Annotated in this window: 25 protein-coding genes; 16 read left to right on the forward strand and 9 right to left on the reverse strand. The window is 59.5% G+C overall.

Going from position 1 to position 25701, the window contains the following annotated elements:
* Nucleotides 1-71: 71 nt before the first annotated feature.
* The 6 genes from F455_RS0103805 (at nt 72) to F455_RS0103830 (ending at nt 8063) form a co-directional block, all read left to right on the forward strand.
* The gene (locus tag F455_RS0103805) at nt 72-3098 is read left to right on the forward strand and encodes a sensor histidine kinase (RefSeq protein WP_157578407.1); all 3027 of its coding nucleotides are present in this window, start codon (nt 72-74) and stop codon (nt 3096-3098) included.
* Between the two features lie 43 nt (nt 3099-3141).
* Entirely contained in the window at nt 3142-3828 is a 687-nt protein-coding gene (locus tag F455_RS0103810) for a response regulator transcription factor (RefSeq protein WP_018971942.1), read from the forward strand.
* 212 nt (nt 3829-4040) lie between these two features.
* Nucleotides 4041-4805: a hypothetical protein gene (locus F455_RS0103815; RefSeq protein WP_157578408.1), complete on the forward strand. Its 765-nt coding sequence runs from the start codon at nt 4041-4043 to the stop codon at nt 4803-4805.
* Complete coding sequence (locus F455_RS21815; protein WP_157578409.1) at nt 4802-6193, forward strand: collagen-like protein; 1392 nt, start codon at nt 4802-4804, stop codon at nt 6191-6193. The genes F455_RS0103815 and F455_RS21815 overlap by 4 nt, the downstream gene beginning before the upstream one ends.
* Nucleotides 6194-6240: 47 nt before the next feature.
* Nucleotides 6241-7329 carry an Ig-like domain-containing protein gene (locus F455_RS0103825; RefSeq protein ID WP_018971945.1) on the forward strand — a complete coding sequence of 363 codons (1089 nt, stop codon included), beginning with the start codon at nt 6241-6243 and terminating at the stop codon, nt 7327-7329.
* 26 nt (nt 7330-7355) lie between these two features.
* Entirely contained in the window at nt 7356-8063 is a 708-nt protein-coding gene (locus tag F455_RS0103830; RefSeq protein ID WP_026293040.1) for a hypothetical protein, read from the forward strand.
* A gap of 226 nt (nt 8064-8289) precedes the next feature.
* Here the strand turns inward: F455_RS0103830 and F455_RS0103835 are convergent, their stop codons facing one another.
* Both F455_RS0103835 and F455_RS0103840 read right to left on the reverse strand, forming a co-directional pair.
* Complete coding sequence (locus F455_RS0103835; RefSeq protein ID WP_169337288.1) at nt 8290-9711, reverse strand: thioredoxin family protein; 1422 nt, start codon at nt 9709-9711, stop codon at nt 8290-8292.
* Nucleotides 9712-9860: 149 nt separating this feature from the next.
* Nucleotides 9861-10730 carry an SDR family oxidoreductase gene (locus F455_RS0103840; protein ID WP_018971948.1) on the reverse strand — a complete coding sequence of 290 codons (870 nt, stop codon included), beginning with the start codon at nt 10728-10730 and terminating at the stop codon, nt 9861-9863.
* A gap of 101 nt (nt 10731-10831) precedes the next feature.
* Between F455_RS0103840 and F455_RS0103845 the strand changes: the two genes are divergently transcribed.
* Nucleotides 10832-11731 carry a LysR family transcriptional regulator gene (locus tag F455_RS0103845; RefSeq protein ID WP_018971949.1) on the forward strand — a complete coding sequence of 300 codons (900 nt, stop codon included), beginning with the start codon at nt 10832-10834 and terminating at the stop codon, nt 11729-11731.
* A gap of 188 nt (nt 11732-11919) precedes the next feature.
* Here F455_RS0103845 and F455_RS0103850 read toward each other — a convergent pair whose 3' ends face one another.
* On the reverse strand, nt 11920-12285 hold the full coding sequence (locus F455_RS0103850; protein ID WP_018971950.1) for a SnoaL-like domain-containing protein: 366 nt from the start codon (nt 12283-12285) through the stop codon (nt 11920-11922).
* Nucleotides 12286-12579: 294 nt separating this feature from the next.
* Nucleotides 12580-13158 carry a TetR/AcrR family transcriptional regulator gene (locus F455_RS0103855; RefSeq protein ID WP_033409200.1) on the reverse strand — a complete coding sequence of 193 codons (579 nt, stop codon included), beginning with the start codon at nt 13156-13158 and terminating at the stop codon, nt 12580-12582.
* A 156-nt stretch (nt 13159-13314) separates the two neighbouring features.
* On the opposite strand from F455_RS0103855, the gene F455_RS0103860 reads away from it, so the two are divergent.
* Nucleotides 13315-14067, forward strand: coding sequence for an SDR family NAD(P)-dependent oxidoreductase (locus tag F455_RS0103860; protein WP_026293041.1), 753 nt, complete (start codon nt 13315-13317; stop codon nt 14065-14067).
* 114 nt (nt 14068-14181) lie between these two features.
* Complete coding sequence (locus F455_RS0103865; RefSeq protein WP_018971953.1) at nt 14182-14814, forward strand: class I SAM-dependent methyltransferase; 633 nt, start codon at nt 14182-14184, stop codon at nt 14812-14814.
* Between the two features lie 379 nt (nt 14815-15193).
* On the opposite strand, the gene F455_RS0103870 is transcribed toward F455_RS0103865, so the two are convergent.
* A complete protein-coding gene (locus F455_RS0103870) occupies nt 15194-16174 on the reverse strand; it encodes an AraC family transcriptional regulator (protein WP_026293042.1) in 981 nt (326 codons plus the stop codon).
* A 288-nt stretch (nt 16175-16462) separates the two neighbouring features.
* Between F455_RS0103870 and F455_RS0103875 the strand changes: the two genes are divergently transcribed.
* From F455_RS0103875 to F455_RS0103885, 3 genes are all read left to right on the forward strand, one after another.
* Nucleotides 16463-17494, forward strand: a complete 1032-nt coding sequence (locus tag F455_RS0103875) for an alpha/beta hydrolase (protein WP_026293043.1) — start codon at nt 16463-16465, stop codon at nt 17492-17494.
* 100 nt (nt 17495-17594) lie between these two features.
* Nucleotides 17595-18662: an aldo/keto reductase gene (locus F455_RS0103880; protein ID WP_026293044.1), complete on the forward strand. Its 1068-nt coding sequence runs from the start codon at nt 17595-17597 to the stop codon at nt 18660-18662.
* Nucleotides 18663-18921: 259 nt separating this feature from the next.
* A complete protein-coding gene (locus F455_RS0103885) occupies nt 18922-19941 on the forward strand; it encodes an SDR family NAD(P)-dependent oxidoreductase (protein WP_026293045.1) in 1020 nt (339 codons plus the stop codon).
* A gap of 314 nt (nt 19942-20255) precedes the next feature.
* Here the strand turns inward: F455_RS0103885 and F455_RS0103890 are convergent, their stop codons facing one another.
* From F455_RS0103890 to F455_RS0103905, 4 genes are all read right to left on the reverse strand, one after another.
* On the reverse strand, nt 20256-20756 hold the full coding sequence (locus F455_RS0103890; RefSeq protein ID WP_051084118.1) for an SRPBCC family protein: 501 nt from the start codon (nt 20754-20756) through the stop codon (nt 20256-20258).
* Nucleotides 20734-21096, reverse strand: a complete 363-nt coding sequence (locus F455_RS0103895) for an ArsR/SmtB family transcription factor (protein ID WP_026293046.1) — start codon at nt 21094-21096, stop codon at nt 20734-20736. The genes F455_RS0103890 and F455_RS0103895 overlap by 23 nt, the downstream gene beginning before the upstream one ends.
* A gap of 234 nt (nt 21097-21330) precedes the next feature.
* On the reverse strand, nt 21331-21936 hold the full coding sequence (locus F455_RS0103900; RefSeq protein WP_051084119.1) for a TetR/AcrR family transcriptional regulator: 606 nt from the start codon (nt 21934-21936) through the stop codon (nt 21331-21333).
* Nucleotides 21936-22430, reverse strand: a complete 495-nt coding sequence (locus F455_RS0103905; protein ID WP_018971961.1) for a hypothetical protein — start codon at nt 22428-22430, stop codon at nt 21936-21938. The genes F455_RS0103900 and F455_RS0103905 overlap by 1 nt, the downstream gene beginning before the upstream one ends.
* Nucleotides 22431-22543: 113 nt before the next feature.
* Here F455_RS0103905 and F455_RS0103910 point away from each other — a divergent pair, with 113 nt between their 5' ends.
* The 4 genes from F455_RS0103910 (at nt 22544) to F455_RS0103925 (ending at nt 25510) form a co-directional block, all read left to right on the forward strand.
* Nucleotides 22544-23110, forward strand: coding sequence for a TetR/AcrR family transcriptional regulator (locus F455_RS0103910; RefSeq protein ID WP_018971962.1), 567 nt, complete (start codon nt 22544-22546; stop codon nt 23108-23110).
* Nucleotides 23111-23193: 83 nt separating this feature from the next.
* The gene (locus F455_RS0103915; RefSeq protein WP_018971963.1) at nt 23194-24030 is read left to right on the forward strand and encodes an oxidoreductase; all 837 of its coding nucleotides are present in this window, start codon (nt 23194-23196) and stop codon (nt 24028-24030) included.
* Nucleotides 24027-25034 carry an NADP-dependent oxidoreductase gene (locus F455_RS0103920; protein WP_018971964.1) on the forward strand — a complete coding sequence of 336 codons (1008 nt, stop codon included), beginning with the start codon at nt 24027-24029 and terminating at the stop codon, nt 25032-25034. The genes F455_RS0103915 and F455_RS0103920 overlap by 4 nt, the downstream gene beginning before the upstream one ends.
* Nucleotides 25035-25057: 23 nt before the next feature.
* Nucleotides 25058-25510 (forward strand): hypothetical protein, encoded by a 453-nt coding sequence (locus F455_RS0103925; protein WP_018971965.1) that lies wholly within the window; start codon nt 25058-25060, stop codon nt 25508-25510.
* The last annotated feature ends 191 nt before the right edge of the window (nt 25511-25701 follow it).

A 25701-nucleotide genomic window follows, 5' to 3' on the forward strand; every position in this document is an offset into this window, starting at 1 on the left:
TTCGAGCCTTTCTCCAGTATTGAAGGGAGATTGCGTCCACATCCGGGACGACGATAGGATCGATTGCCGGCGTGTTTGTTGCTTTTGCCTCTCCTTCAAGCGAAGAGCCCGTCAAGCGATCGAGTGCCGCATTTTCTCCAGAAGATGGGGCCGCGCACCTTACTCCGGGTAGATTCGCTTTTACGAAAAGTGCAGCCTGCGCGTATCGCGCACCGATGGCAACGGACAGATCAAGTATTCCGCTCATGGCCAATTTCTGCCGCTACCTCCTGCTTCTTCTACTTATTGCACCATTCACGACATTGCGGGGGCAGGAAAGCTACTTTCGTACCTACGATGAAAATGCCGGGTTCAGCTCCGGCGAAATCAAAGCCCTTGCACAGGATGAGGCCGGTTTCATCTGGATCGGCACGCAACGCGGCCTGATTCGCTTTGACGGACGCAACTTTGTTCCCTGGGGCGCGGATCAGATCAAAGATCCGATCGCCCCGCTCGGTCTCGTTCGCGGCGCAGACGACGAACTGCTGATCCGGACGCGGAGCGGCCGCTCTTCGCGTTTGTGGCGGCGTACACGCGATGCGGTGGAACCTTTGTTGGGCCCTGAGGGCAAGCCGATCGAGAATTCGATCGCGCTGGCATTCGACGCCCGCGGCGATCTCTGGACTGTACTCGGCAAGGAACTGTGGCGGCGCGATCGCGCAATGCAGTGGCAGCGCGCGGGGCAAGGCATACCAGCAACGGAAAATTTCCGGGGCTTGCGCGCAGCGGGGCAGTCCATGATCGCTGTGACCGATGAGGCGATCTGGCGCCTGCGAGACACCGCCGCTGCGGAACTCGTACTTCGTGGCGGTGTGTTCGACAGAGTCGCCGGTGACGACGACGTGCTGTGGTTGAGCAAGCGCACCGGCACCGACGTAGATATATGGCGGGTCGATGCACAAGGCGCGCGCAAGATCGTCGACCTCGGCAGATACCAATACGTACGCGACATGGCGCAGCGCGGTTCGACGTTGTGGATCGTCGCGCAGGGGCTGATCGCGCTCGAGGCAAACGGACGCACCCGCAATTTGAATGTCAACGCAACCATACTTCCGACCGGCGGTCCGATTTTGGTCGATCGCGAAGGCAGCCTCTGGCTAGGCACGTCGGTGGGTCTGATTCAATTTCCCGAACCGGACACGTGGAACTGGTTTCCCAACAGCAATCTGAAACGATTCTGGCAAGCCGGCGACACGACCTGGGTCCAGGGCGATCTGAGAAGCATACTTCGCATCGAAACCGGCACCGGCGCCGTCGCGAGAGAACAGCTCGATGCCGATCTCTGCATACAGCCGCCAAATTATGTACGGGCCGTTTCGGAATCCAAGGTATATGCCTGGCACGGCAGCACGTTCAAGGCAGGCGCCTTCCAGTCGGTCGCCGACATGCCTGCCGGAACGGAATTTGTGAACGCCTGCCGCGTAGACGCCAGCGGCGCGCTGTGGATCTATACCGTGAGAGACCTGCTCCGTCTCGCACCGGGTGCATCCCGTCCTACTCCGATCCACACTGTCGATGCGCAGTATGCGACCGTTCTTTGGTTCGACGATCGCGACGATCGTCCGTTGGCATTGGTCGATGGACGCGTATGCCGATTGCGCGTTTTGCCCGACAACCACGCGACGGCAGAAGACTGCGTCGCAGGCGACGAGTTGCGCACCATCCAATCCGTACAACGCGTCGACGCGCAGCATATCTGGCTCGTCGCATTGGGCGGCGTGTATGCCTTGGACGCGAATAACAAACTTCGCCTTCTGCCGGGCAATCGCAGCATCGGCGGCGGCGAGGTCAGCAGCACAGCGCCTGCGCAAAACGGCGAAGTCTGGTTGAGCCACGGGTTGCCGGCGCGCGTGCAGCCTTGTGCCGACTGCGAGGATGGCTGGAGAATCACGGAACGCCCCAGCGCATGGCACGGCTTGCCCGACAACAGTAGCAATTACACACTGGAAACTGCGGAGGGCGATCTGTGGACGTCCGGTTTCCACGGCGTCTGGCGCGTGCCGAAGGCGGTGCGCAACCAGCCTCTGGTCACGCCCAGGACCGTGTTAGTACGCAGCCAGGTCGATGCCGACCTCCGCAATCCCAATGCTCCGCTACAACTCAAGCCCAGCGATCGCCGCTTGGAACTTGAATTTGCAAGCTTGAGCTATCGCGACCGCAATCTCCTGCGCTACCGCTCGCGCATCGCCGGCGAAGGCGATTGGTCGCTGCCGATGCGCGATCCACGGCTGCAGTTCGCTGCGCTGGAACCTGGCGCCTATCGCGTCGAGATGAGCGCCAGCCTCGACGGCGAACACTGGTCCGATCCTCCCGCAACCGTCGAATTCAGCGTGCTGCCGCCTTGGTATCGGACCTGGTGGGCGCAAATCCTGTTCGGCCTCGCCGCGCTCTCGCTGCTTGTGCTGATCTACCGACTGCGTGTTGCCGCGCTGCTGCGCGTGGAGTCGGAACGCACGCGCATCGCGCTCGACCTGCACGACGAGATCGGCGCCGGCCTCGGCAGCATCGGCATGCTCGCCGGCGCCGCGGCGCGAACCGCCGCCGGTGCCGACGAGCAAACCCGCATCGTGCGCGAGATCGGCAACGTCGCAGGCCTGCTCAGCAATGGCCTGCGCTCCCTGGTGTGGTCGTTGCGCAGCGACAAGGGCGGGCTGGCCGAACTGGGCGAGCAGATTGCCGACCATGCTCGCCGGTTGTTTCCCGACGAAGAGCCGCGTCTGTCCCTGCAACTGTCCGGGCCGGGGCAGCAACTTTCGTTGCCCGTGGAGGTGCGCCGGCATGTTTTGTTGTTCGCGCTCGAGGCGCTGCACAACGCGTCACGTCATGCTGGGGCACGATCGGTCGAGGTCAGCCTGCGGGTGAACGCCGGCAAAGGGTTTAGCCTGGGCGTTCGCGACGACGGCATCGGATTCGATCCTCGTCAGGACACGCCGGGCAACGGCGTCGAAAGCATGCAGCGCCGCGCCAAGGCGATCGGCGCACGGCTCGATATCGTGAGTGCTCCCGGCGCCGGTACAGACATCCAGCTGACTTGGCCTGACGCGTCGCGGCACGCATGAACATGTCATTGCCAGCATCCGCAAAGCCGTGCAGCGTGTGCGAATGAACGACATTGTCGCGCTGCGCCTCGCTACGGTCGAAGACGATCCCCGTTTCCGTCGCAGCCTTGCTCTGCTGCTGAGCAATCTCCCTGGTTTTACGGTAGTGGCTAGCTACGCGAGCGCAGCTCCGTTGCTTGCCGCGGCGCGAAAGATCCGTGAACTCGGCATGCCGATGCCCTGGGATCTGGTCATCACCGATCTAGGTCTGCCCGAGATCAGCGGCACCGAACTCACGCGCCAGCTGAAAGCCCTCTTCCCGCAACTGCGCGTGGTCGTACTGTCGGTATTCGAGGATCCGGCCAACGTGCTCGCCGCCATCTGTGCGGGTGCCGACGGCTATTTGCTCAAAGGCGTCACCAGCGACGAAATGATCGCCAAGCTGGAACAGATACGCCAAGGGCGATCGCCGTTGAGCACGGCTCTCGCCGGCACTCTCATGCGTCTCGTGCGCGAAAGCCACAAGGGCGCGTTCGGCAACGCAGGTTTGCCACGCGATCTCGGCTTGAGCGCACGTCAACTCGACGTGCTGCGCGGTCTGGTCGACGGCCTGTCGTACCGCGAAATCGGCGAACGCCACGGCATCGCCACCGACACGGTGCGCAATCATATCCGCCAGATCTATTCCACCCTGCAGGTGCACAACGTCGCCGAAGCGGTGAGCTACGCACTGCGGCACGGGTTGGTATAGCGCTGCCATCAGCGCGGCTCGCGGAAAGAGAAACCTCTGTGCACACATGCCGCACCGGCATGATCATGTCATGGTGACTCCCGCGTTTCTTCGTTAGTTTTCATCCACGCTCGCGCTCGAGTAGCCAATAGATGGCTTAGGCGCGGAAGAAACGTTTTCTCCGAGTAGTCCGCATGCCAATCACGAACTTTGTCCGCGCTAGATCGACGAGCGTGCCGAGAGCATTGGGCTTGCTGAGCTGCGCGTCGCTGATCTTGACGATACGCAACGCCGCCGCGGCGATCATCGTCGGCGCGGGCTCTTCGGTGAATTTCGCCGACAACAGCATCGACCTGGGCTGCTCGGATTTGACTGTCGCCGGCTCGGTCGGTGCAAGCGCGGCCAATGTTGCGTCGATCGCGAATCTCGACCTGGTCGGCGGCAGTTTCGCTGCGGGTGCGAGCCGGATTTCCCTCGGCGGTAATTTCACTAACACAGGCAGCTTCGTTGCCGGCAGCAGCCGAGTCGCGATCGTCGATGCCTGCGGCAACGGCACGAGCCAGATGTCCAGCGCAACCGGTTTCTACGATTTCGTCGTCGCTAGCACTTCCGGAAAGCAAATTCTCTTTCCTGTGGCCGCGGCGCAAAGCGTCGCCCACTCATTGATTTTGCAAGGCACCCCAGGGCATCTGCTCGATGTCCGCAGCACCGTTGCCGGCCAACGCGGCGTGCTTGCTCTCGCCGAAGGCGCGGCGCAAACCATCGCCTACGTGAATGCGCGCGACAATCACGCCAGCATCGCGCACATCGCCCCCGGATTTCCCACGCAGTTCAACTCGGTCGATAGCGGCAATCTCGTCAACTGGTTTCTCAACGTGTCCGGCGACACCAAGCTCGTGCCTGCGCCAGCGCTTGGAGCTGGCCGCTGGATGCTGGTGGCCATCATGCTGCTCGCCGCGGCGCGCAATCTATTTCGACGCAACAGGAAATTTTCGTGACCATTCGCCGTACTCGCATGTTCCAGGCAACCGCATCGGCGTTTGTCTCGCTCACTCTCGGCGCCGCGTCCGCGACCGCCGCCGATGTCGTCGTTCAACCCAACAGCGGCAGCGGCCTCGTCGTGACCGACGCCAGCGGTTCTCAGATTCGCCTGCGCGTCAACGAAGACGGCGAAGTCATCATTCCGGTGCTCGTGAACGGTGCACCGCGCAACCTGCCGGCCTGCGTGAGCGCGACTGGGCAACTCGGCCCGTGCGCACCCGGTGTGGTCGGCAGCGTCGGTCCGCAAGGCCCGGCCGGAGCGACCGGCGCCACGGGGCCTGCCGGTGCAACCGGTCCGCAGGGTCCGATCGGCAGCGGCAGCTTCGCTTTGCCGTATGCGGGCGCCACGGTGACATCGCATGCGGCGTTTTCGGTGAGCAACACCGAGGCATCCACTGGCGTGGGCATCTACGGCCTCGGCGGCGCGGGCTCCGGCATGAACGCGGACTCCGGAGCGGGCGTATGGGGCGACTCGTCCGTATCCGACGGTGTGTTTGGTTCGAGCAAGGACGGCGTGGGCGTGCTCGGCAATGGAGCGAACGTCGTCGGTGTACGCGGCATGAGCACGAACGGCAGAGGCGTAGAGGGCTATAGCACCAACGGCTACGGCGTTTATGCTTCCAGCGCGAACAACTATGCCGTATACGCTCATGGCATCAATGTGGCCGCCGTGCATGCCGAGAGCACGAATGCGGATGCCGTCCAGGGCGTCAGCGTCAGCTTCGCCGGCGTCTACGGCAAGAGTACCGGTCCGAAAGGCGGCGCGGGCGTGCTCGGCGAGAGCGCCGCGTTCGACGGCGTGCACGGCTATACGAGCAGCACATCGGCGGTCGGCGTCGCCGGCTTCGCCGACCAAGGCAACTCATCGGGCGTGCTCGGCGTCGGCAAAGCCGGCTCGGGCGTGGCCGGCGTCAGCACGTCCGGCACAGGTGCAAGCGGAATCAGCACGAGCGGATTCGGCGTCTTCGGTCACAGCGATTCGAACTATGCCTTCGTCACCGATGGGCCGGTGCAACAGAATCCGAATCAAGGTGGCTGGGTCAAGGCGATGGCATTCGTCGTACCCGGAGGCGGCGGCGTCGTGCGTTGTTTCAACTCGCAGCTTGCTGCGAGCGTAGCGTCGGTTCCGCCCTGCGGATTTGCGTATTCGCGACTGAGCTCCGGACAGACGCAGATCGATTTCGGTTTTCCCGTGGACAACCGATTCTTGTCCGCGACGGTCCACTACACCTATCGGAGCACCATCACCGTTATCCCTATGTCGAGCACATCGGTCCAAATTAACACGTACTACGTAAGTAACGATGCGTCAGAGGATGAGTCGTATTCCCTGATCGTGTTCTGAGCGCAACAAACGATGTGGCGTTGATTTGCCACCATGCGGAGACCTCAATGACCTACGTTTTCAAATCTCGTACCCGAAACCTGCACGTACTCTGCAGCGGCTTCGTTTTCGCGCTCATGGCCGCTATTTCAGCGCCCGCCTCGGCCGACGTTCTCGCGTTCTGGAATCCGTCGGGAACAATCGACAGCAGTGTGCCCCTGCCACCGACGAGCGTGTCACCCAATCTCGTTTCTGCAGGAAACTTGACCGGCGGACCCGGCCTGACGAATCCGGGGCTGTTCGCCAACGCCTACGAATTCGACAACTGGAGCGGCGGGGCATTCGATGCTACCGACTACCTCGCCTTCTCCACGACCGGCAACAACGTCACTTATTCGTCGATCGCCTTCTCCTTGTACAACAATTACGACGGAAGCGGAAACTGGGAAATACGCTCGAGCGTGGATAGCTATGCGGCCACTTTGAGCTCGGGCACGTTTTCGGGAATATTTTTTGGCGGCCAGCTGATCACCGCGGACGTCAGTGCGCTCGGCGTGCAAAGCGGTACGGTTCAATTTCGCATCTACACGTTCAATAACTCGGGCAGCACAAACCCGCTGCAAAGAGGCATTCGCGGCACAGGCGGCTCAGGGCAAGGGCTGTCCGTGATCGGCACCGCCTCCGCGGCACAACTGATCGGCACCACAACGACGTTGAACGCATCACCCAATCCCGCTGTGGTTGGACAATCGGTCAATTTCTCCGCCACGGTCAGTGTCGGTCAGGCACCCGAGAGCACAGGATTCGCGGCCACAGCCGAGTCCAAAGCTCAAATGACGCCAGCTGCGCCGACCGGCGTGGTGAGTTTCAGTGAAGGCGCGACCACGCTTGCCGGCAACGTGGCGCTGAACGGCAACGTCGCCACATTTGTTACATCCAACCTCGCTGCGGGCACACACGCCATCACCGCGACGTATTCGGGCGATGCCGTATATCGCAGCAGCACGACCAGCATCGATGTGGTGATCAATACCGCTCCACCCGTCAGCTCAACGACCGCGGCGCCAGCTCTAAGTCTGCAGGCGCTATTGCTTCTCAGCCTAGGTGTGATGGCCGCAGTTTGGCGCTTCCGTCGTTATACGCATAAGAACCTGTGAACGAACTCCCATCAATAGTTCCGAGCATGAATGAGAGCAGAGGCTTCCTGATTTTCCACAGCGCCATATTGGCTATCGTGCTGATTGGCTTCGGGCGCTCTTATTACCTTCGAGATTGGTTTCTCGTTCGGCCACTGGATGTTCCGCTGCGAATTCACGGGTTGTTTCTGACTTGCTGGTTCGTGGCTACCGTCGTGCAATCGTATCTCGCTTATTCGGGGAGGGGTTCCTTGCATCGAAAAGTTGCATGGCTCGCCGGAATTGCGGCATTAGGTGTGGTGATATCGGCTACCTGGATCAACACTCGCCTGGCATTGGAAATACGTTCTCCACAGGAACCGGAAAACGCATTTATTTGGAGCAACTACATGAGCTTGGCGGTTTTCGTCGCGTTGTTTGCAACCGCGCTCTTCAAGCGACGCGAAGCGCAAAAGCATCGCCGGCTGATGTTGCTTGCTTCAATCGCCATAGTGGGTCCCGCATTTGCCCGCTTCGCCTTCTGGCCGATATTCGGCTACGGATTGGCAGGAGGACCGCCGTTCGCACTGGGAGGGCTGCTCCTGCTGATGTTGGCGCTCGTCGGCTATGACTTAGCGACTCTCAAAAAAGTGCATTCGACAACTCTGCGCGGGATCACCGCCATTATTCTGTTCATCGCTCTTGGGGTTGGCTTAGGGCTTTCCGGAGTAGGCTTTCAGGTGTTTAGTCGCGTGCTGAATGCGGCGACAGCGTAGCGCGTGGTTTAGCGCGTTTCGGCGCCACTCCACACAATTTCGCGGCACGTCGCCCGAAGCAAAGGCAGCTTTGTTGCACGGCGACGGTCACCTGCCCGACTTAGCCAACGGCCGCAACCGGCCAGAAGCAGACCTGCAGAAACTTCCTGCCCTTAAGCAGCCACTCGCGAATCCTGTGCTGTGTAACGCAACGCAGCCCGCGCAAACACAGTGATGCGCTAACCGATCAAGAAACCTTCTTCGCTTCAGCGTTCAACACGTTTCTCAGATCTTCCTTGTCTTTCGGAAACCAAGACCCGGCTTTCTCCAGTGCTTCCGCGACGACTCGCTCCGCCTCAGGCCGACGCTGCAGTGCAATCAGCGCCTGTGCCCGAGCATTGGCGACGCGTAAAACGTAGCGCCCGCTTGCCATGCCAGCCGCTCTTTCCAGATACGGCAACGCTTCAGCTGCTTTGCCGTCGGTCAATAGGGCTTTGCCGTAAATCAATGAGTAGTTGCAATCGTCGCTATAAGCGGTCGCGAGTTCTTTGAGCAGCGCCAACTTCTGCTCTTTGTGATCGGAGAAGCGATACAGCGCATAGAGATCGTCGCTCGCACTGCGATCTTTCTTCAGATCGAGACCGCCTTTGCCGTCATCCATCTGGCTGCGATACGCGGCGATACCGCGATCGAAAATCGTTTTGGAGCCGGCTTCGTCGCCGATCGCCTTGCTCGTTACGCCCAAGATCAATACCGAATCGCGCGATCCGGGAGGCAACGGGCGAATCGAAAGCTTCTGCGCATCGAGCTGAGCGACCGCCGCAGCGATCGGCGCCGCCAGCAGCGCTTTGCGCTGCGCCTGTGGAAAATCCGCACTGCAGTCACTCAGCGTGTCGATGATATCGATGCGGTCGTCATAGTCAGGTTTGGACGCGAGCGCTTGCTGGCCATGCTCGACACAACTCCGGGCAAACGCAGCCTTGGCTGCCGTTGTTTTGGCCGAGGACAGGTCGTGCTTGTCCTGCTTCATGTGCATCGCTTCCAGATCGAGCGCAACCTTCGCGTTCTGCGTTGCCTGCTGGCGTGACGCTGCGGGCAGGCTGGCATACCAGGCAAACGCATCGTTGTAGTCCTCGCGTGCCGCATAGACGTCGAGTGCTTGCGCAACATCCGTAGGCGAACCCTTCGCCGCTTGGCTCTTGAGCTTTTCCAACGTGTCGGCACCGCCTATCAGGCGGTCGATTTTTGGATAGAACTCGTCGCGCTTCGCCTCGCCGACGATGCGACCGATTTCCTTACCGTCGGCATCGAGCATCACATAAGTCGGCAAACCGGTGACCTTGAGCTTCTTCATCCAGGCCTCGCCGTCGGCCGAATCGGCATCGCTCTCGACGTAGACCAGATGTTTACCGAGAGCATCCCATTGCGCCCCATTCATCACGTTGGTCTTCATCCACCAGCAGCTGTGGCACCAGATCGCGGAGAAATCGACGAGTACAGGTTCGTGCGCGGCCTTGGCGGCTTTCAACGCGGCGTCGATAGTGTCGTACTGCGTGTCTTTAACGTCTTGCGCGAAAGCACCGTGTGGTGCGACCGCCACTGCACAGGTGATGACCGCAGCGGCAAACCAGGACGAAACGGCAAACGGGCTAAGGAGCGTCGTGGGCATGAAACTTTCCTGATGAAGTTTGTCGTACCAGTCAGTGTACGGCATGTCCATCGGCGTCGAATACCTGCACCTCGCCGATGTTGAGCGCATGTACACGCCTGGAACGGCCCGCCTCTTTCGAGGCGAGACCGTCGATTGCGGTGACGTGATTACGTCGCGACGGCGATGCCGGAAGCGAACTCGCGATACGAGTGCAACGGGCGGCCGAGCAGCGCGATCAGACGCTCCACATCGCCCGACTCCGGAATCATTCCATCGGTGAGGAAGCGCTCACCCATCAGTCGCATGTCATACGCCATCCACTTCGGCATGACGTTGCGCAGGTTCTGCTCGAATGCCGCCGTGTCGCCGCCGCCATACGCGATCGGACGGCCCAGCGCTTCGGACCAGATCGCGGCGATGTCGTTGCCGGTCAGTGTGTCAGGCCCGACGACGTTGATGCGCTCGAGCGGAAGGTGATCCTTGGCTTGGTCGCGGCGCAGCAGTTGGATCGCGGCAATCTCGCCGATGTCGCGCGGGTCGACCATGGCGAGGCCCTTGCTGCCGATCGGCATTGGATAGACGCCGTAGCCGGTCACCACGTCTTTGATGGTGAGGTCGTTGCTGATGAAGTACGCGGGGCGCAGGATCGTGGCGTTGAAGCCCATCTGCTCGATCATGCGTTCGACGCCGAACTTGCCGGCGAAGTGCGGGACGTTCACGTAGATATCGCTATGCAGCACCGACAGGTAAACGACGCGATCGACGCCAGCGTCACGGGCGAGGTTGAGTGCGATCAGCGCCTGCGTGAATTCGTCGGGGACGACGGCGTTGAGCAGGAACAAGGTGGAAACGCCGGCGAATGCGTTGCGCAGCGAATCCACATCGAGCAAGTCGCCTTGCACGACGTTCACGCTCGCCGGGAAGCTGGCCTTGCTTGGATCGCGGACGAGCGCGCGCACGTCGGCGCCACGCTTCACGAGTTGTTCGATGACGATGCGGCCGACGGTGCCGGTGGCGCCAGTAACGAGGATGGTCATGACAGTTCTCCACTTCAGTTGAGGTGGACGAATAATGGGTGGTTCACATACGGTCCGATAGACCGTATATTTGGACGGGATGTCTCAATGGTGGAACACTTATGGACCTGTTGGCGCTGTCCGATTTCAACCTGGTTGCCCGGCATGGGGGTTTCGGGCGGGCCGCGCGCGCGGCGGCGCGGCCAAAGGCCACGCTCTCGCGTCGCGTGGCGGAACTCGAAAGCAGCCTTAAATTACGTCTCTTTGAACGGGGTCCGCGTGCGTTGAAGCTCACGCAGGAGGGGCTGGCGCTGCATGAGCGGACCGCCGCATTGCTCGCCGAACTGGATCAGACTGCAGCGGCTATCGCTTCGGGGGGCGAGACGCCACGAGGCAGTCTCCGGATCAGCGCACCGCTGTTCTTCGCGCAGACTGCGATGGGCAAGCTGGCCGCGGAATTCGCGCTGCGTTATCCCGAGGTGCGGCTCGAGGTCACCACGGAAGACCGTCCCGTGGACATGGTGGAGGAAGGCTACGATTTGGTGATTAGGGTCAATCCGGATCCGGACGAAACCTTGGTCGGACGCATATTCCTGCGCGATCGGCTAGTCGTTGTGGCAAGCCCTGGACTCGCTCGCCCGAAGAAAGGGAAACTTACGCCGGTCGTTGCGCGAGGGACGCGGGACCAGGCCACTGCTTGGGACATGAAGACCGCTAAAGGAAAGACGCGCATAGCAGTCGATCCGGTACTTCGCTTGTCCTCGCTGATCATGGTTCGTGACGCAATTCGTTGCGGAATCGGTGCCGCGCGGCTTCCCGTTTCCCTCGTCAGCCGCGATCTCGCGGCTGGAAGTTTGGTGAAGTGGGGCGACGTCGAAGGGCGCGACATCGAGTTGTGGACGTTGTATCCATCGCGGCGGCTCTTGAGCACGCGCGTGGCCGCGTTGCTCGAGTTTTTCAAGAAGGCCTTCCCGTTAGGAAAGCCTCAGGAACTGGCGGCTTACCTCGAAAGCTACACGTAGATGCGCGCGATGACGCGTGCCGAACCTGCACCCGCGACATCCGTGTCGACTGCAATTCGCTAACAAGAATTTCGTCGATTTCGAATCTTGCCAAGTTGCAACAAGGAGCTAAGCTCAACCCGATAGCCGCTATGGGGCGTCGCAGCGGGCGTCAGCGCGTCCGCTGCGCTTTCGGAAGAGTTGCGCGCTTATCCGAGGTCGTAAAAAAATTGCTCGCGGAAGATCTTACCGTCACGCACGCCGTAGACGCAGATTTCGCGCATGTTCACGCGGCCGCGGCCCTTCATCGTGGCATCAAGCGTTGCCGCCACGCTGAACCAGTTGCCCGCGATCACTGGCTCGCTCACGGTGCCGCCGTGCACGGCTTCGAGCATGGCATCGAACTGGCGACCTTTCTCGAAAATCGCCGCCAAGCCCATGGCGTTGCCCAGGCCCTGTGAGCCTTCCATTTCGATGCTCACGGCGTCATCGGCGTAGAGCTCCTTCTGCGCCTGTTCGTATTCACCCTTGCGGCACAACTCGACCAGGCGTTTGGCAATTTGTTCGGTACTCATGGTGATCTCCTCTTGTAGGGGAGACCATCCTAAGAAGGCCATGCTGACAGCGGCATGTCAGTAGTCTCGCCGGCGTTCTCTTGCTCATGGATGCGTTGCGGTGGCACGGTGCATCCTGCGCGGTTCGTCTAAGCAGTACTGATCACGTTCCGCGGAACGATTCATAACTGTGCACACCGGTGAGATTGATCAGCTAGACCGATCTGCGGCGATCGTCCGACCACGCTGATCATCACCAAGCCGGGAATGGCCTCTTCCGGCCACGACCCGCGGTTCATCCGATGTCGAGCTGATTCAACGTGTTGCCTTCTTGACACCGCTGCTCGACCGATTTGGCAGGATGGCGCTAGTGACAATGTGAACGAGATGATCCGCCCGTGGGGCGAATGACGGTAGGTCGACGAGCCAGCCGAGCGCCGCCATCAGGCCGAACAAGTCGTCCCCATTCATATCGGTGCGCGCCGTTCCTTCGGCCTGAGCACGGAGCAATAGTCGCGCGCTCGCTGAGTGCACCGCTGCGCATGAAGCATAAAGAGCGGAGTCCGGGTTCGTGTGGGCGGCCGCCATCAGGGCGACGACGCCCCTATAGCTTTGGGTGAATCTCATCCATTCGTGGAACCAAGACACGAGCGCTTCGTCAGGTGAATTCGACTTTTCGAGTTCGTCTGCCTTCTGCGTCAGTTCGTCCAGATTCGTACACAACAACGCTTCAAACAAGGCTTCTCGCGTCGGGAAATGACGCAGCAGTGTAGCCAACCCGACGTCAGCCCGGCGGGCGATATCTCGCATGGACGCGTCGACACCGTGCTTAGCGACCACGTCGTGCGCGACTGCAAGTAGATGGCTGTAATTTTTTTTGGCGTCGGCTCGCATGGGACCCCTTGACAAACGGATCACTGATCCGTATATGTGGATCACTGATCCGAATGCTGCGAATCAGGATCTGGATCAATGGTCCAAATGATACAGCGCCTTTGTACCAATGGGATAACGGCGCTGCCCTACACCACAAATGAAAGGTGAAAGATTGTGAAAAATTTAGAAGGTAAGGTTGCAGTTGTCACGGGTGGAAGCAGCGGGATTGGCTTGGCCACAGCCAAGCGCTTCGTGGAAGAAGGTGCGCACGTCGTGATCACTGGGCGACGAGAGAAAGAGCTGAAGGAGGCCGCCGCCTCCATCAATAGAAACGTTACGACGGTCGTGGGCGACGTGTCGCGTTTGGAAGATCTGGACCGGCTCTATGCCGTCGTGAAGGAGAAACATGGTCACATCGACGTTCTCTTCGCGAACGCGGGCGCAGGAACAATCGCACCGCTCGCGGTAGCTACTGAAGCCCATTTTGACCGGACCTTCGACGTGAACGTGAAGGGAACGTTCTTTACGGTACAGAAGGCCCTTCCCCTCTTCAAAGACGGCGGTTCGATTATCCTGAACTCTTCGGTCTCAAACGTCCTCGGGCTTCCAGGATTTACTGCTTACGCCGCGAGTAAGGCGGCTGTGCGCAACTTCGCGCGCGGCTGGGCTTTGGAATTGAAAGACCGCAAGATCCGCGTAAACAGTATGAGTCCCGGAGCAATCGACACCCCGGCCTTGGCGACGACGACGGGCCTTACCGCTGAACAGGCCGAGCAAGCAGTCGCGCAGTTCACCACGCAGATCCCAATGGGCCGCAGAGGCATGCCCGAGGAAATCGCGGCAGCAGTCGCGTTCCTCGCCTCTGATGAAAGTTCTTACATCACTGGTGTGGATCTCGCCGTCGATGGAGGCATGGCACAGGTCTGACCCCGGCGCGCTCCCGTGGCTGGTATATAAGCCCCGCCAGTCAAGTTCGACTGATGGATCGCGATCGCAGATGTCGCCGCAATTACCTATACCCAACCGTAACGGAGATTCCCGATGTACGAACAATCCAAACTATCCGAGTTGATCCAGTTCGCACGAGTTGTTGCGGGCTCCACCGTCATCGATGTTTACCCAGGCGACGGCGACTGGACCCGTCTCTTCTCCGACATCGTGGGACCCGAAGGACGGGTCTACAGCTTCGTGCCGGCCGAAGTCGCCGACTTCAAGAGCGATCCGGTCGGCCGCATGCGGATGCTTGCGAAGGAGCCGGGCCGAGAGAATGTCGAAGCCGTCTCGGCGGACCTCGTGGCGATGCCGAAGGCCACGTCACCAGCGGATGTGCTGTGGTTGCATCTGTTCTACCACGATCTCCACACCAAGCTGATGCAGGCCAGGGGCGCGACGGCGGCCCACTTCAATCGAGCCGTCTACGAGCGGCTGAAGCCCGGTGGGTCCTACGTCATCGTGGACCACGCGGCCGCCTTCGGGGCGGGCACGAGAGATGCCCAGTTGCTGCATCGGATTGAGTCTGCAACCGTTCGCGAGGAGGTGGAGGCGGCTGGCTTCGTACTGGACGCGGAAAGCACCATGCTCGCGAACAAGGACGATCCGCATTCGGTCAAGGCGTTCGATCCGTCAATCAAGGGCGATACTGATCGCTTCGCCTATCGGTTCGTGAAGCCCTGACAGATCCCGGCGCCGACCCCAAGGGCGGTCCGGTTGCGGATTTCGCTTCCCGAAAGTGGACACCCGTGACCGTCTCCCTTGGGTCGCTTTCTGACGTCAGCCTTCGGCCAGGAGCAGACTTAAAGATAGTCGAATTGCCCTCAAGCGGCCACTCACAGGCCGCCTGCTGGCGTGCTGTTATGTCAGCCATTCGCCGCGCCTAGCGAGATTCGCTTTTGGCTTCCCGCGTGGAGATCTGACAAGATCAACCTAGCTCATTCACGCACCGTGCTAACGACCATGCCGAGCCCCGGTGCAGCTACGGGATGCGCCGTATTGCCTGTCCACACTTCGCCATGCCCTTCAAGGACGAGAAGCGAATCCGAGCACGGCCGCTCTCCTATAAACCGAATTCGCTGGACGTGCTAAATGTTTGAGGCACCTCGACCTCCTCCTGCGCCGTCCGCCGATACTGACCTGGTGCAACAGCCATCACGCGCTTGAATGCACTACTGAAGGCACTTTCGGAAGAGTATCCGACCGCAGCCGCGGCCTGCGAAATCGAAGCACCAGCTCGAAGTTCACGTCTCGCCAGATACATCCGCCATTGGGTCAAATAAGCGAGAGGAGGAACGCCCATCATTTCGCGGAATCGAACCGCAAGTGATGTCCTCGACATCCCTGCCTTTTTTGCCAGTTCTTCCAGGTCCCAATTTCGGGATGGTTCGCCATGAATGCAACTGAGCACAATGGCCAGCCGGCGGTCGCCAAAGCCTTTTAGCCATCCATCATCGCCAATCGGCGCGTGGGCCAAATATGCCCGCAATGTCTGAACGAATAGCAATTGCGTCAGTCCTGATATGACGACGGCTCGCCCAGGTCGTCCGTCTTTCATTTCCGCCACAAGTTGTTTGAGCAACCACCAAATCGGCTCGGTTTCGTCTGCAGTTCCTCGTACGTGGATGAGCGGCGGCAGACCATTCAAGAGCAACGCTTGCTGGTCAGCATCAATCCGCACTATGCCTCCCAACATGGTGAAGTCGCACCCTTGGCCAAGCTGATACTGATTGTCACTGTCTCGAACGACTGGCTTGGTCGTCGCGTTAGGAATCAAGGCTGCGGCACTGGCCAGCGTCAGAGTGCGCGTGCCGTTGGTGATTAAGACATGACCGGCGTCCACTCGCGCTGGCTCAGACATGCCATCAATCAAATACCAGCAACCCCCTTCTGTGATTGCGCAAAATTTGATCGCATCCAGATTGGTGAAACGGCGTGCCCAATTGCCGCCAGCTACCAGCCGTCCTGACAAGTCGCACCGCGCTTGAAGGAAGTCCAGCAGATCTGACAGTGGGTCAACCACCATATTTGAACTATCGCGCATAAAGATTGAACGGATGCGCCTTCTTCGTACGGAACCGAAAGCCTACCATGCATGCATCTGTCTTGGAGACCATGCCATGCCCACCCCGTTATCCCTCATCGGTTCAAGCTTCGGCTGCTTCCACCGCCAGAAAAGTCATTCGCGGCATTGACCCTACCGGCAAGTGCTCGAGCCACGAGCCGAAGCCTCCGTTTCCTAAACGAGATTTCGCCGACTGAACCCAATGGATCGCGCTTCCGAGCTGCCTGTCCTTATAACTTTTAATACCCCTGACCGAAAGGAGCAACTATGACTAAGATCAAATCCACTGCTGCAGCTTTAGCGCTCACCGTGTCCGGCGTCACCCTTGCTGTCGTGCCGCCGGTTTCGAGTGACCCTAATTTGGATCCACAGGTTCGCAGCTTTCTAGAGGGAATCAACAAGGATCCGTCACCTTTCTGGGAACTGCCACAGCCCAAGCCGCAGGAAATCCTGACAGGCCTTCAGAACCAGACACCGGTTGATGTGTCAGGCGTGACGACTGTCGAGCGCACCATCGCCGTGGACGGGCACCCACTGAAGCTCTACATCATGAAACCAGACCATGTAGCCGATAAGCCCGGCGTACTGTTGTTCATGCATGGCGGGGTGTGGATCGTCGGCAATTTCGACAACCACAAGCGTTTGCTGCGCGATCTGGTAGTCCAGTCTGGCCAGGTGGGTGTTTTCGTTGAATATACCTCGCTTCCCGAAGCGAAATTCCCCGTGCAGCTCGAACAGGGCTATGCCGCCCTGGAATGGGTGAAAGCCCATGCCGGCGACTTCGGTGCTGACGGCAGCCGCATTGCCGTGGCGGGCAATTCGGTGGGCGGCAACATGACCGCGGCACTGACGTTGATGGCCAAGGATCGCAAGGGGCCCAAGATTAGCTATCAGGTATTGTTGATCCCCGCCACCGATGCCAGCGTGGATAGTTCGTCCTATCTGACCTACGGTCAGGACCGCTTCCTGGCCCGGGCATTCATGAAATATGGCTGGGATCTTTATGCTCCCGACGCCGCTCAGCGTGACAACCCCTATGTTTCGCCCTTGCGCGCCAACTTGAGCGAATTGAAGGGCCTGCCGCCCGCATTGATTATCACGGCGGAGAACGATCCGTTGCGCGATGAGGGCGAAGCCTATGCCCGCAAACTCAAGGAGGCGGGCAACACGGTTTCGGCAGTGCGCTTCAACGGCACCGTCCATGATTTCGTTCTATTGAACGCTCTCAAGAACGTACCCTCTACCCAGGCTGCAATCCAGCTCGCCAGCGATGGAATTCACGAACATATTGGTCGCTGAGACTACTTATGTCGATGCGGCGCAGCCGCATTGCTGCGCCGATTTTGCCCTGAGAGACGCGAGTATCTATTGAATTCTCCAACTCAGACACGAGAAATCCATGCCTCTCAATCACTATGTCACGCTCGGGCGTTCCGGGCTGCGCGTTAGCCCGTATTGCCTGGGTACGATGACCTTTGGCGAAGATTTCGGTTGGGGCGCAAGTCCCGAAGTATCGTTCGCCATGCTCGACGAATACCGGAGTCGCGGAGGAAACTTCGTGGACACGGCCAACATCTATACCGCCGGTCATTCCGAACAGATCATCGGTGACTATATTCGACAGAAGAAAGTCAGACGCGACGAGATCGTGGTCAGCACGAAGTTCTATTGCAATCTGTTCCCAGGCGATCCGAATGGAGGTGGAGCGGGACGCAAGGCCCTCATCCAGCAGTGCGAAGCCTCGTTGAACCGGCTCAAGAGCGACTACATCGACATCTACTGGCTGCACAACTGGGATCGGACGGCACCGATCGAAGAAACCTTGCGAGGTCTCGATGATCTCGTCACGGCCGGCAAGATCCGTTACGTCGGCTTCTCGGACATTCCCGCCTGGAAAACGGCCGAGGCGCAGACGGTCGCCCACTTCCGCGGATGGGCGCCGATCATCGCGCTGCAACTCGAATATTCGCTGTTGGAGCGGACGAGCGAGGGCGAGCTGTTTCCGATGGCGCAGGCGATGGGGATGGGCATCATGCCTTGGTCGCCACTCAAGAGCGGCTTCCTAAGCGGCAAGTTCAGGCGCGGCAGTGAAGGCGATGTCGATACCAAGCGTACCAACATGGTCGGCGTTCCAAGCGCGCCGGACTACGACATCATTGAAGCCGTCGCGGACGTTGCTTCGGAGCTTGGCCTCAGCTCCGCGTCGGTGGCGTTGGCTTGGGTTCGGTCACAAGCAGGCGTCAGCTCTACCCTGATTGGCGCCCGGCGGCTCGATCAGCTCAAAATCAATCTCGACTCCCTCGAAGTGACGCTGTCTGCCGAACAGATCAATAAGCTCAGCCTGATTTCCAAGCCGAAGCTGAATTTCCCGGCCGAAAACAACGAGACCCTGGCACCCATGCTCGCCTTTTCCGGCACGACAGTTGATGGCCGAACCGTGCCGTCGCCCGCTCGACTCTCTGCTTGACTGGAGTGAGCACGAAGGAACTCGATAGTGCCGCAAAAGCGTATCGCTGCATGTCGTCGAGTGTGGCGAAGGGCCTGCAGCACGTCCTCACGGATCCACGAAAGGTTATTGAGCTGCCGAAACTTGGTCACTGGCCTCCGTTTGAGGCCGCGCAACAAACGAATTCCGCATTACTCGGCTTTCTAGATGTAAACAACTAGAACGGTTGGATCTCAAATTACCACGAACTAACTCTGATTTAGAAAAAGGAAATATAGCAATGAGCACAGCCCAAGCACCAATCGGTTCGGGCTTTAGCCGCGCCTCTACGACCGCCGACATCATTAGAGGTGTCGATCTAGTCGGCAAGGTGGCGATCGTCACAGGGGGCTACTCCGGCCTCGGACTTGAAACTGCGCGCACGCTCGCCTCCGCGGGCGCGCGAATCATCGTGCCGGCGCGCGACGTCGAACGTGCGCGCAAGGCCATCGCCGAAGCAGGCGGTGGAATGGAAGTTCAGTCGATGGATCTCACCGACCCCCGTTCGATCGATGGCTTCGCGCGCGATTTCGTCGAAACAGGCCTGCCACTTCATGTGCTCATCAATAACGCCGGCATCATGGCGCTGCCCGAACTGAAGCGCGATGCACAAGGCAATGAGCTACAGTTTTCCACCAACCACCTCGGTCATTTCCGGCTGACCTTGCGACTCTGGCCTGCTCTCAGGCGGGCCGGTGGCGCCCGTGTTGTGTCCGTCTCGTCCGCTGGACACCGCTTCTCGCCGGTCGTCTTCGACGACATCAATTTCGAGCGCCGCGACTATGAGCCTTTCAAGGCCTATGGCCAGTCGAAGACGGCCAACATTCTGTTCGCGGTCGGCCTCGACCGGCGAGGCAAGGACGAGGGCATTCGTGCGTTCGCACTCCATCCGGGCGGGATCGCGGGAACGAATCTCGGCACACACGTCGGGGTGGAGATGCTGAAAAAGACCGGGTTCGTCGATGAGACCGGCCGGCCAGTCGTCGATCTGACCCGCGACCTGAAATCGGTGCCGCAGGGCGCGGCCACCCACGTCTGGTGCGCGGTCAGTCCGCAACTCGACGGCAAAGGTGGGGTGTTTTGCGCCGATTCCGATATCACGCCCGTACTGCCGGAGGGTGGTTCCCCCGACCTGGCCACCGAAGATCGCACCAATCGCGGCACCGGTGTCCAAGCCTATGCGATCGACCCGGATGCGGCCGAGGAGCTTTGGCGCGAAAGCGAGAAAATCACCAACGTCTCCATCCAACGCCCGTCGTGATGTGATGGGCAATTCCGTCGTTCGGCACCGAATAACTTGCGAGAGTCGGGTGCCCCAGCGGGCAACCCAGCGATAACCTCCTCATGGCGTCACCGCGCAGCCTAGTTGCAGCCATTCGTTATCGACAGCTATGGGTCGCGTCCGGACGACCGAGTTCGGCCAATACCTGAGATTGCCGAACTACAAAGCCAATCCCAAATCCGCCGAGAAGAATTGCTCGAGGCCGGCAACTGGGCGGATGGTGCCTGCCACCGAGCTAGGCACTCGACATCGCAACCTTCTCACCTGTGGATCATCTCGTGGCCGCGGTGCGTTCACTCTCCGCCTGCAAGCAACTCATCCAACTGCGCGAACTGTTCGGGCAGTCCTTCTGCCGAACCGGCAATGGCTTCGTCGCGGGCCGCTTTTGTGGGGTAGAGTTCGTGCAGGGTGACCAGCGTCTTGCCGGCACGTTCTTCGAACGTCACCGTGGTTACGGCACCTTGATCGCTTTCTTCGTTTGTCCATACGAGGCGCTTGTGCGGCGTTACTTCTCGGTACGTGCCGAAGAACGTCATCGGTTGATCGAAGGCCGGATGGCGGAACACGAGGCGATAGGCGCCTCCGGTGCGAATATCCATGTCACACGAGACCAGCGACATGCCTGCCGACTTCGGAATCCACCAACGCTTGAACAATTCGGGTTTGCTCCACGCTTCGAAAACGACGTGCGCCGGGGCATCGAACGTTCGCGTGGCGACGAGTTCGCGGTCGGACTTGCGTTCCACGGCGGTGCGGTTCATGGCGGCGGGACTACCTTCTTTTTCTTTGGGCATCTGCTTTTTCCTTGCGTTTCAATTGCTCGACAATCTTGTCCAACGCGTCGAAGCGTGCGCTCCAGAGTTGGCGGTGCCATTCGATCCAGGCCGCCTCTTCTTCCAGCCGACGTAGTCCGAGCTTGCAGGTTCGGACGCGTCCGACCTTCTCCGTCGTCACGAGCCCCGCCTGCTCCAAGACACTGACGTGTTTCTTCATGCCCGTGAGGGTCATGTGAAACCTTTGGGCAAGATCGGTGATTGAGGCGTCTGAACTCCCGAGTTGCTCCAGCACGCCGCGCCGGGTGACATCGGATAGCGCGGCGAACGTTGTGTCGAGGCGAGCTTGATAGTGAACCATATGGTTCACTGTAAAGCTCGCATGAGTGATTTGCAAGCGGATGACCCACGAGCGCAATTCGCACGTAGCTCCTCTGCCGCTCCGAACCCAAACGGCGCCCACCAAGCGTGGGGCAAAGTTCCGACCGGCGGCTTTGTGGCAGCCAGATCAAGACATCGGATGACTCTTCACAGTCGCATCCAGATGACCGAGTTCAGCCAATAGGGGACAACCGTCAGATTTGGTTCGCCGCCGCTATGTCGTTCTCAGACGACTGGTAGATTGCTTCGCAATCTCCCAGAACAGCAATGCGTTGCCAGCAGCTCGCGCAGCCAACATGGCGCCGTGTATTGACGCCATGAGCAAAGCGGCCTCAGCCGACGGCACATCCGCCAGTTGCATTCTGCCCTTTGATTTCCCCTCCTCCATGGTTGCAGTAATCCATGAGTGGAGGTCTTTGAAGTGACCTTTGACCTCAGCCGCGACTTCGGCAGGAATAGCCGGTAATTCCGCCGCTAGCAAAGCGCAAATGCAGATTGGAGGATTGGATCCTTCAATGCATTCCGCCCAAAAACGACAATAAGCAACAAGACGCTCCAAGGGATCATCTGTCAAATCATCAAGTGATTGCAGACCACGCCGCACTGCATCTCGATGGAGGGCAACCGTTGCCTTCACCAAATCGGCCTTGGTTGGGAAGTGATGGTGAATGCTGGCCTTTCTTACGCCCACCAACTCCGCAAGGTCTGCGTAACTGAAGCTGTTGTAGCCCCCCGATGCCAGCAGCTCATTCGTCCGCTGAATGATCTCCTGAGCTTTCGGCGAATACTGCAACTGCGAATCTGGTCTGGCTGAAGTCATCAAGTGACTGCCTTGCTTTGAACGACTCTCCGCTTGTAAAGCGCACGTATCTGTAAAGGAATGCCAATTATCAGAATCAAAAATAGCGCACCCTGCGCGCCGAGCAAAAGCGGGTCTTTCATATCGGTCACGAGTGGATTGCCGACGGGCAGTCTGCGCAAACTTTCACTTACCGTGGGAACCATGAGGAGGAACACGCTGATGCTGAGTGAAATCGTTTCAATGTACTTCCCGAATCGGTTCGCGGTGGGCCATCTGGAGATGCCATAGCCCAGAAGAAGCACCACAAGCGTGATGGTCGCGATGATTGAGCTTATAGGCTGATGCGCAATCGGATAAACCGTGAGCACGCCCAACAACATGAACCAGAAGTAGGCGCGCCCTGCACTCGTTTCAGGAACGATTCGTCCGTACTTGATAAGCATGTAAGCGGCAAGAGGTATGGCAGGAAGGCTTCCCAGCGTGTGAAGCCAGCCAAGTGGAGAAATGCCCATGGAGTTGTTCCAGTAGAAGGGAAACGCATACTACCTTCTAGTAGGTAGACAGTCAACCCTAGTGTTCTTGCGTTTTGCGAAGAAGCGTATATGATGTGCATCATATGAAACGAATGAATACCCGATCCAAGGAAGCCACACACGAGCGCATCGTCGAAACCGCCGCGCGCGCCATCCGTCGTAGTGGTTACGACGGCACCAGTGTCGTGGACATCATGAAGGAAGCTGGCCTGACCCATGGTGGCTTCTACGCTCACTTTGCTTCGCGCGAGGGCATGCTGGTGGAAGCAGCGAGGCGGGCCTGTGCGGAGTCGGCAGCCATAGCGGCGGACGTGGTTGCCAGTGTGCCCCCAGAACAGGCTTTGACCTATATGCTCCAGGCCTACCTCTCGCGAGAAAACCTAGAGCAGGTGGAGCGGGGATGCCCGCTGGCCGCGCTGGGCTCGGAGACCGTGCGCCAAGCGCCCGAAGTCCGGCGCGTAACCACCCGGCACATCAAGGAAATGGTCGATCTTGTTGCCCGCCAGTCGCCAGATTGGGGGCAGCCCGGTGCTCACGAACGCGCCCTGGTGACCGTCGCCACCATGGTCGGCACCTTGCTGTTGGCCCGCGTCGTCGACGAGCCCACGCTATCCGACAGCCTGCGCACGGCTGCGTTGAAGCACCTGCCCATCGCTTGACGCCACTGAAATCTACTGATCTTTCGATCGCTCGCAAATATGATGATCATCATTCAAATATCAAACACTGAAGGAAAAACAGCATGAATACGAAGAATAAAGTGGCCCTCGTAACGGGGGCCTCATCGGGCATAGGCGAAGCCACTGCACTGCAGCTCTCAAAGGCGGGTTACAAGGTATACGGAACCAGCCGGCGCGGCGGCAAGGCGCCCCAACGAGCATTCGAGATGCTGCCGCTCGACGTAACGAGCGACGAATCGGTCGACGCCGCGGTCGGAGAGGTGATCCGATTGGAAGGTCGCATCGATCTACTCGTGAACAATGCCGGGTTCAGCGTTGCGCCCGCGGGAGCGGAGGAAAGCTCCATCGAGCAGGCGCAGGCGATCTTCGACACCAACTTCTTCGGAACAGTACGGATGACTCGCGCCGTCGTGCCCTATATGCGACGCCAAGGGAGTGGCCGCATCATCAACATCGGCTCCGTGCTTGGCTTCCTTCCGATGCCGTATGGAGCGTTATACGCGGCAACCAAGCACGCAATCGAGGGCTACTCAGAATCGCTCGATCATGAACTGCGCACGAGGGGCATTCGGGTTTCAGTCATCGAGCCCGCATTCACAAAGACGCAGTTCGAGGCGAACTTCATAGAACCGGACACGAAGCTCGACGAATACCGCGAGGTGCGTGCAGCCTTGGCGGAAAGAACAAAGGTGCTTGTCGAGGCTGGAGACAAACCTAGTGTTGTCGCTGATGTCGTGTTGCGAGCCGCGCTCGCGGCTCACCCGAAGCGCCGATACACAGCCGGTGGACGGGCGCGCGGCCTGCAATTCCTTCGCAAATACGCACCGGCCACCCTGATGGATTCCGGGATCCGAAGAGACCTTCAACTCGATGTGCCGCAGGCAAGGAGGACATCATGAAAGCCTTCATCGTGGATCGGTACGGCAAAAAGGAACTAATGCGGCTTGGCGATACGCCGAGACCTCAGCTTCTGGACGATGATGTATTGATCGAAGTCCATGCAGCAGGCGTGAACCTGCTGGATTCCAAGATCAAGAGTGGCGAGTTCAAGCTGATCCTGCCTTATCGCATGCCGCTGGTATTGGGTCATGACGTGGCCGGCGTCGTGGTGCAAGTTGGATCGCGAGTTCGACAATTCAAAGCCGGCGACCAGGTCTATGCGCGGGCGCCCGATCACCGCATCGGTACGTTTGCTGAGTTCATCGCCGTGAATGAAAACGATGTCGCGCCCAAACCCATGAATATCACCATGGAAGAAGCGGCCTCGATCCCGCTGGTCGGCTTGACGGCTTGGCAGGCCCTGATTGAAAAAGCCCACCTAGTGAAGGGGCAGAAGGTGTTCATCCAGGCGGGGTCAGGCGGTGTAGGCACCTTCGCCATTCAACTGGCCAAGCATGTTGGGGCGACGGTAGCCACCACCACGAGCGGCGCCAATACCGAGCTGGTAAAGAGTCTCGGCGCAGACGTAATCATCGACTACCGCAAGGACGACTTCGAGAAAGTTCTGCAAAACTACGATGTGGTCCTGCACAGTCAGAATGCGGCGGCGCTCGAGAAGTCCCTACGCGTACTGAAATCCGGCGGAACTCTCATCTCGATTTCCGGCCCTCCTGATCCCGCATTCGCAAAGGGCATCGGAGCGCCGTGGTTCGTTAGGCTCATTGCCCGCCTGTTGAGTGCGGGTGTCAGGAGAAAGGCAGCCCGCCGCGATCTTAGGTATTCGTTCCTGTTCATGCGTTCGAACGGACAGCAGTTGCGGGAGATAACTCGGCTTATCGAGGCTGGCGTCATTCGCCCCGTAATGGACAGGGTCTTCCCGTTTGAGTCGGCTAATGAGGCCCTGGCCTACGTCGAAACAGGTCGCGCGAAGGGCAAAGTCGTCGTCAAGATCAAGCGAGATTGATTCGTGCGGCCACCAATGCACAAATGAACGGCGCCGAGAACGTACAGGGAAGGAACAGGGAACGACTAGGCAATGCAGACAACTCGCCGCTGCGCATCGCTCAGCGTCTGGTTTCGGCCAATAGCGGCGCTGCTCACGTTGTCGGCGACCATGCGCAGATCATCGGCTTCGACGGTGCCGTACGAGTGATCAGCGCCAATGGCCAGCACTGGGATTGTCAGCTTGCCCTGCGCGACAAATTCCCGATTGTCGACTCCGTCTTGGGTGAAGGCCGCGAACTGCTCGAACGCGTCGTGGATGGCGTGCGGCGATGCGTAGAGCTGTGCGTAGTGGTCGCGGGTCTGCTCGTCGATCGCCGCAGGATTCGTCGACAGTTCGTTGTAGAAGCGGTCGAGCAGAATTCGTTTGAGTTTTCGTTCGATCCCTCGATCAAAGGCCAGACCGGTCGCTTCGCGTATAGGTTCGTGAAGCCCTGACAGATGTCGTGTGATCCTCGCGAAGAGAGCTTAAGAGACAGGCAAAATCGCCGCTCATCGCCCGACGCGCGCGGCGTTCAAGTTCGTGATCGCCAAAGTGGGCAGTTTTTTATCGACCGCCAAGAGATCGAGGAAACTCCCGTCATTTACTTCGGGGGTTATCTGCCGGTATATAGCGCACGGCAGCCGGC

Origin of the sequence: Rudaea cellulosilytica DSM 22992, from assembly GCF_000378125.1 — a bacterium.
GTDB lineage: Bacteria > Pseudomonadota > Gammaproteobacteria > Xanthomonadales > Rhodanobacteraceae > Rudaea > Rudaea cellulosilytica.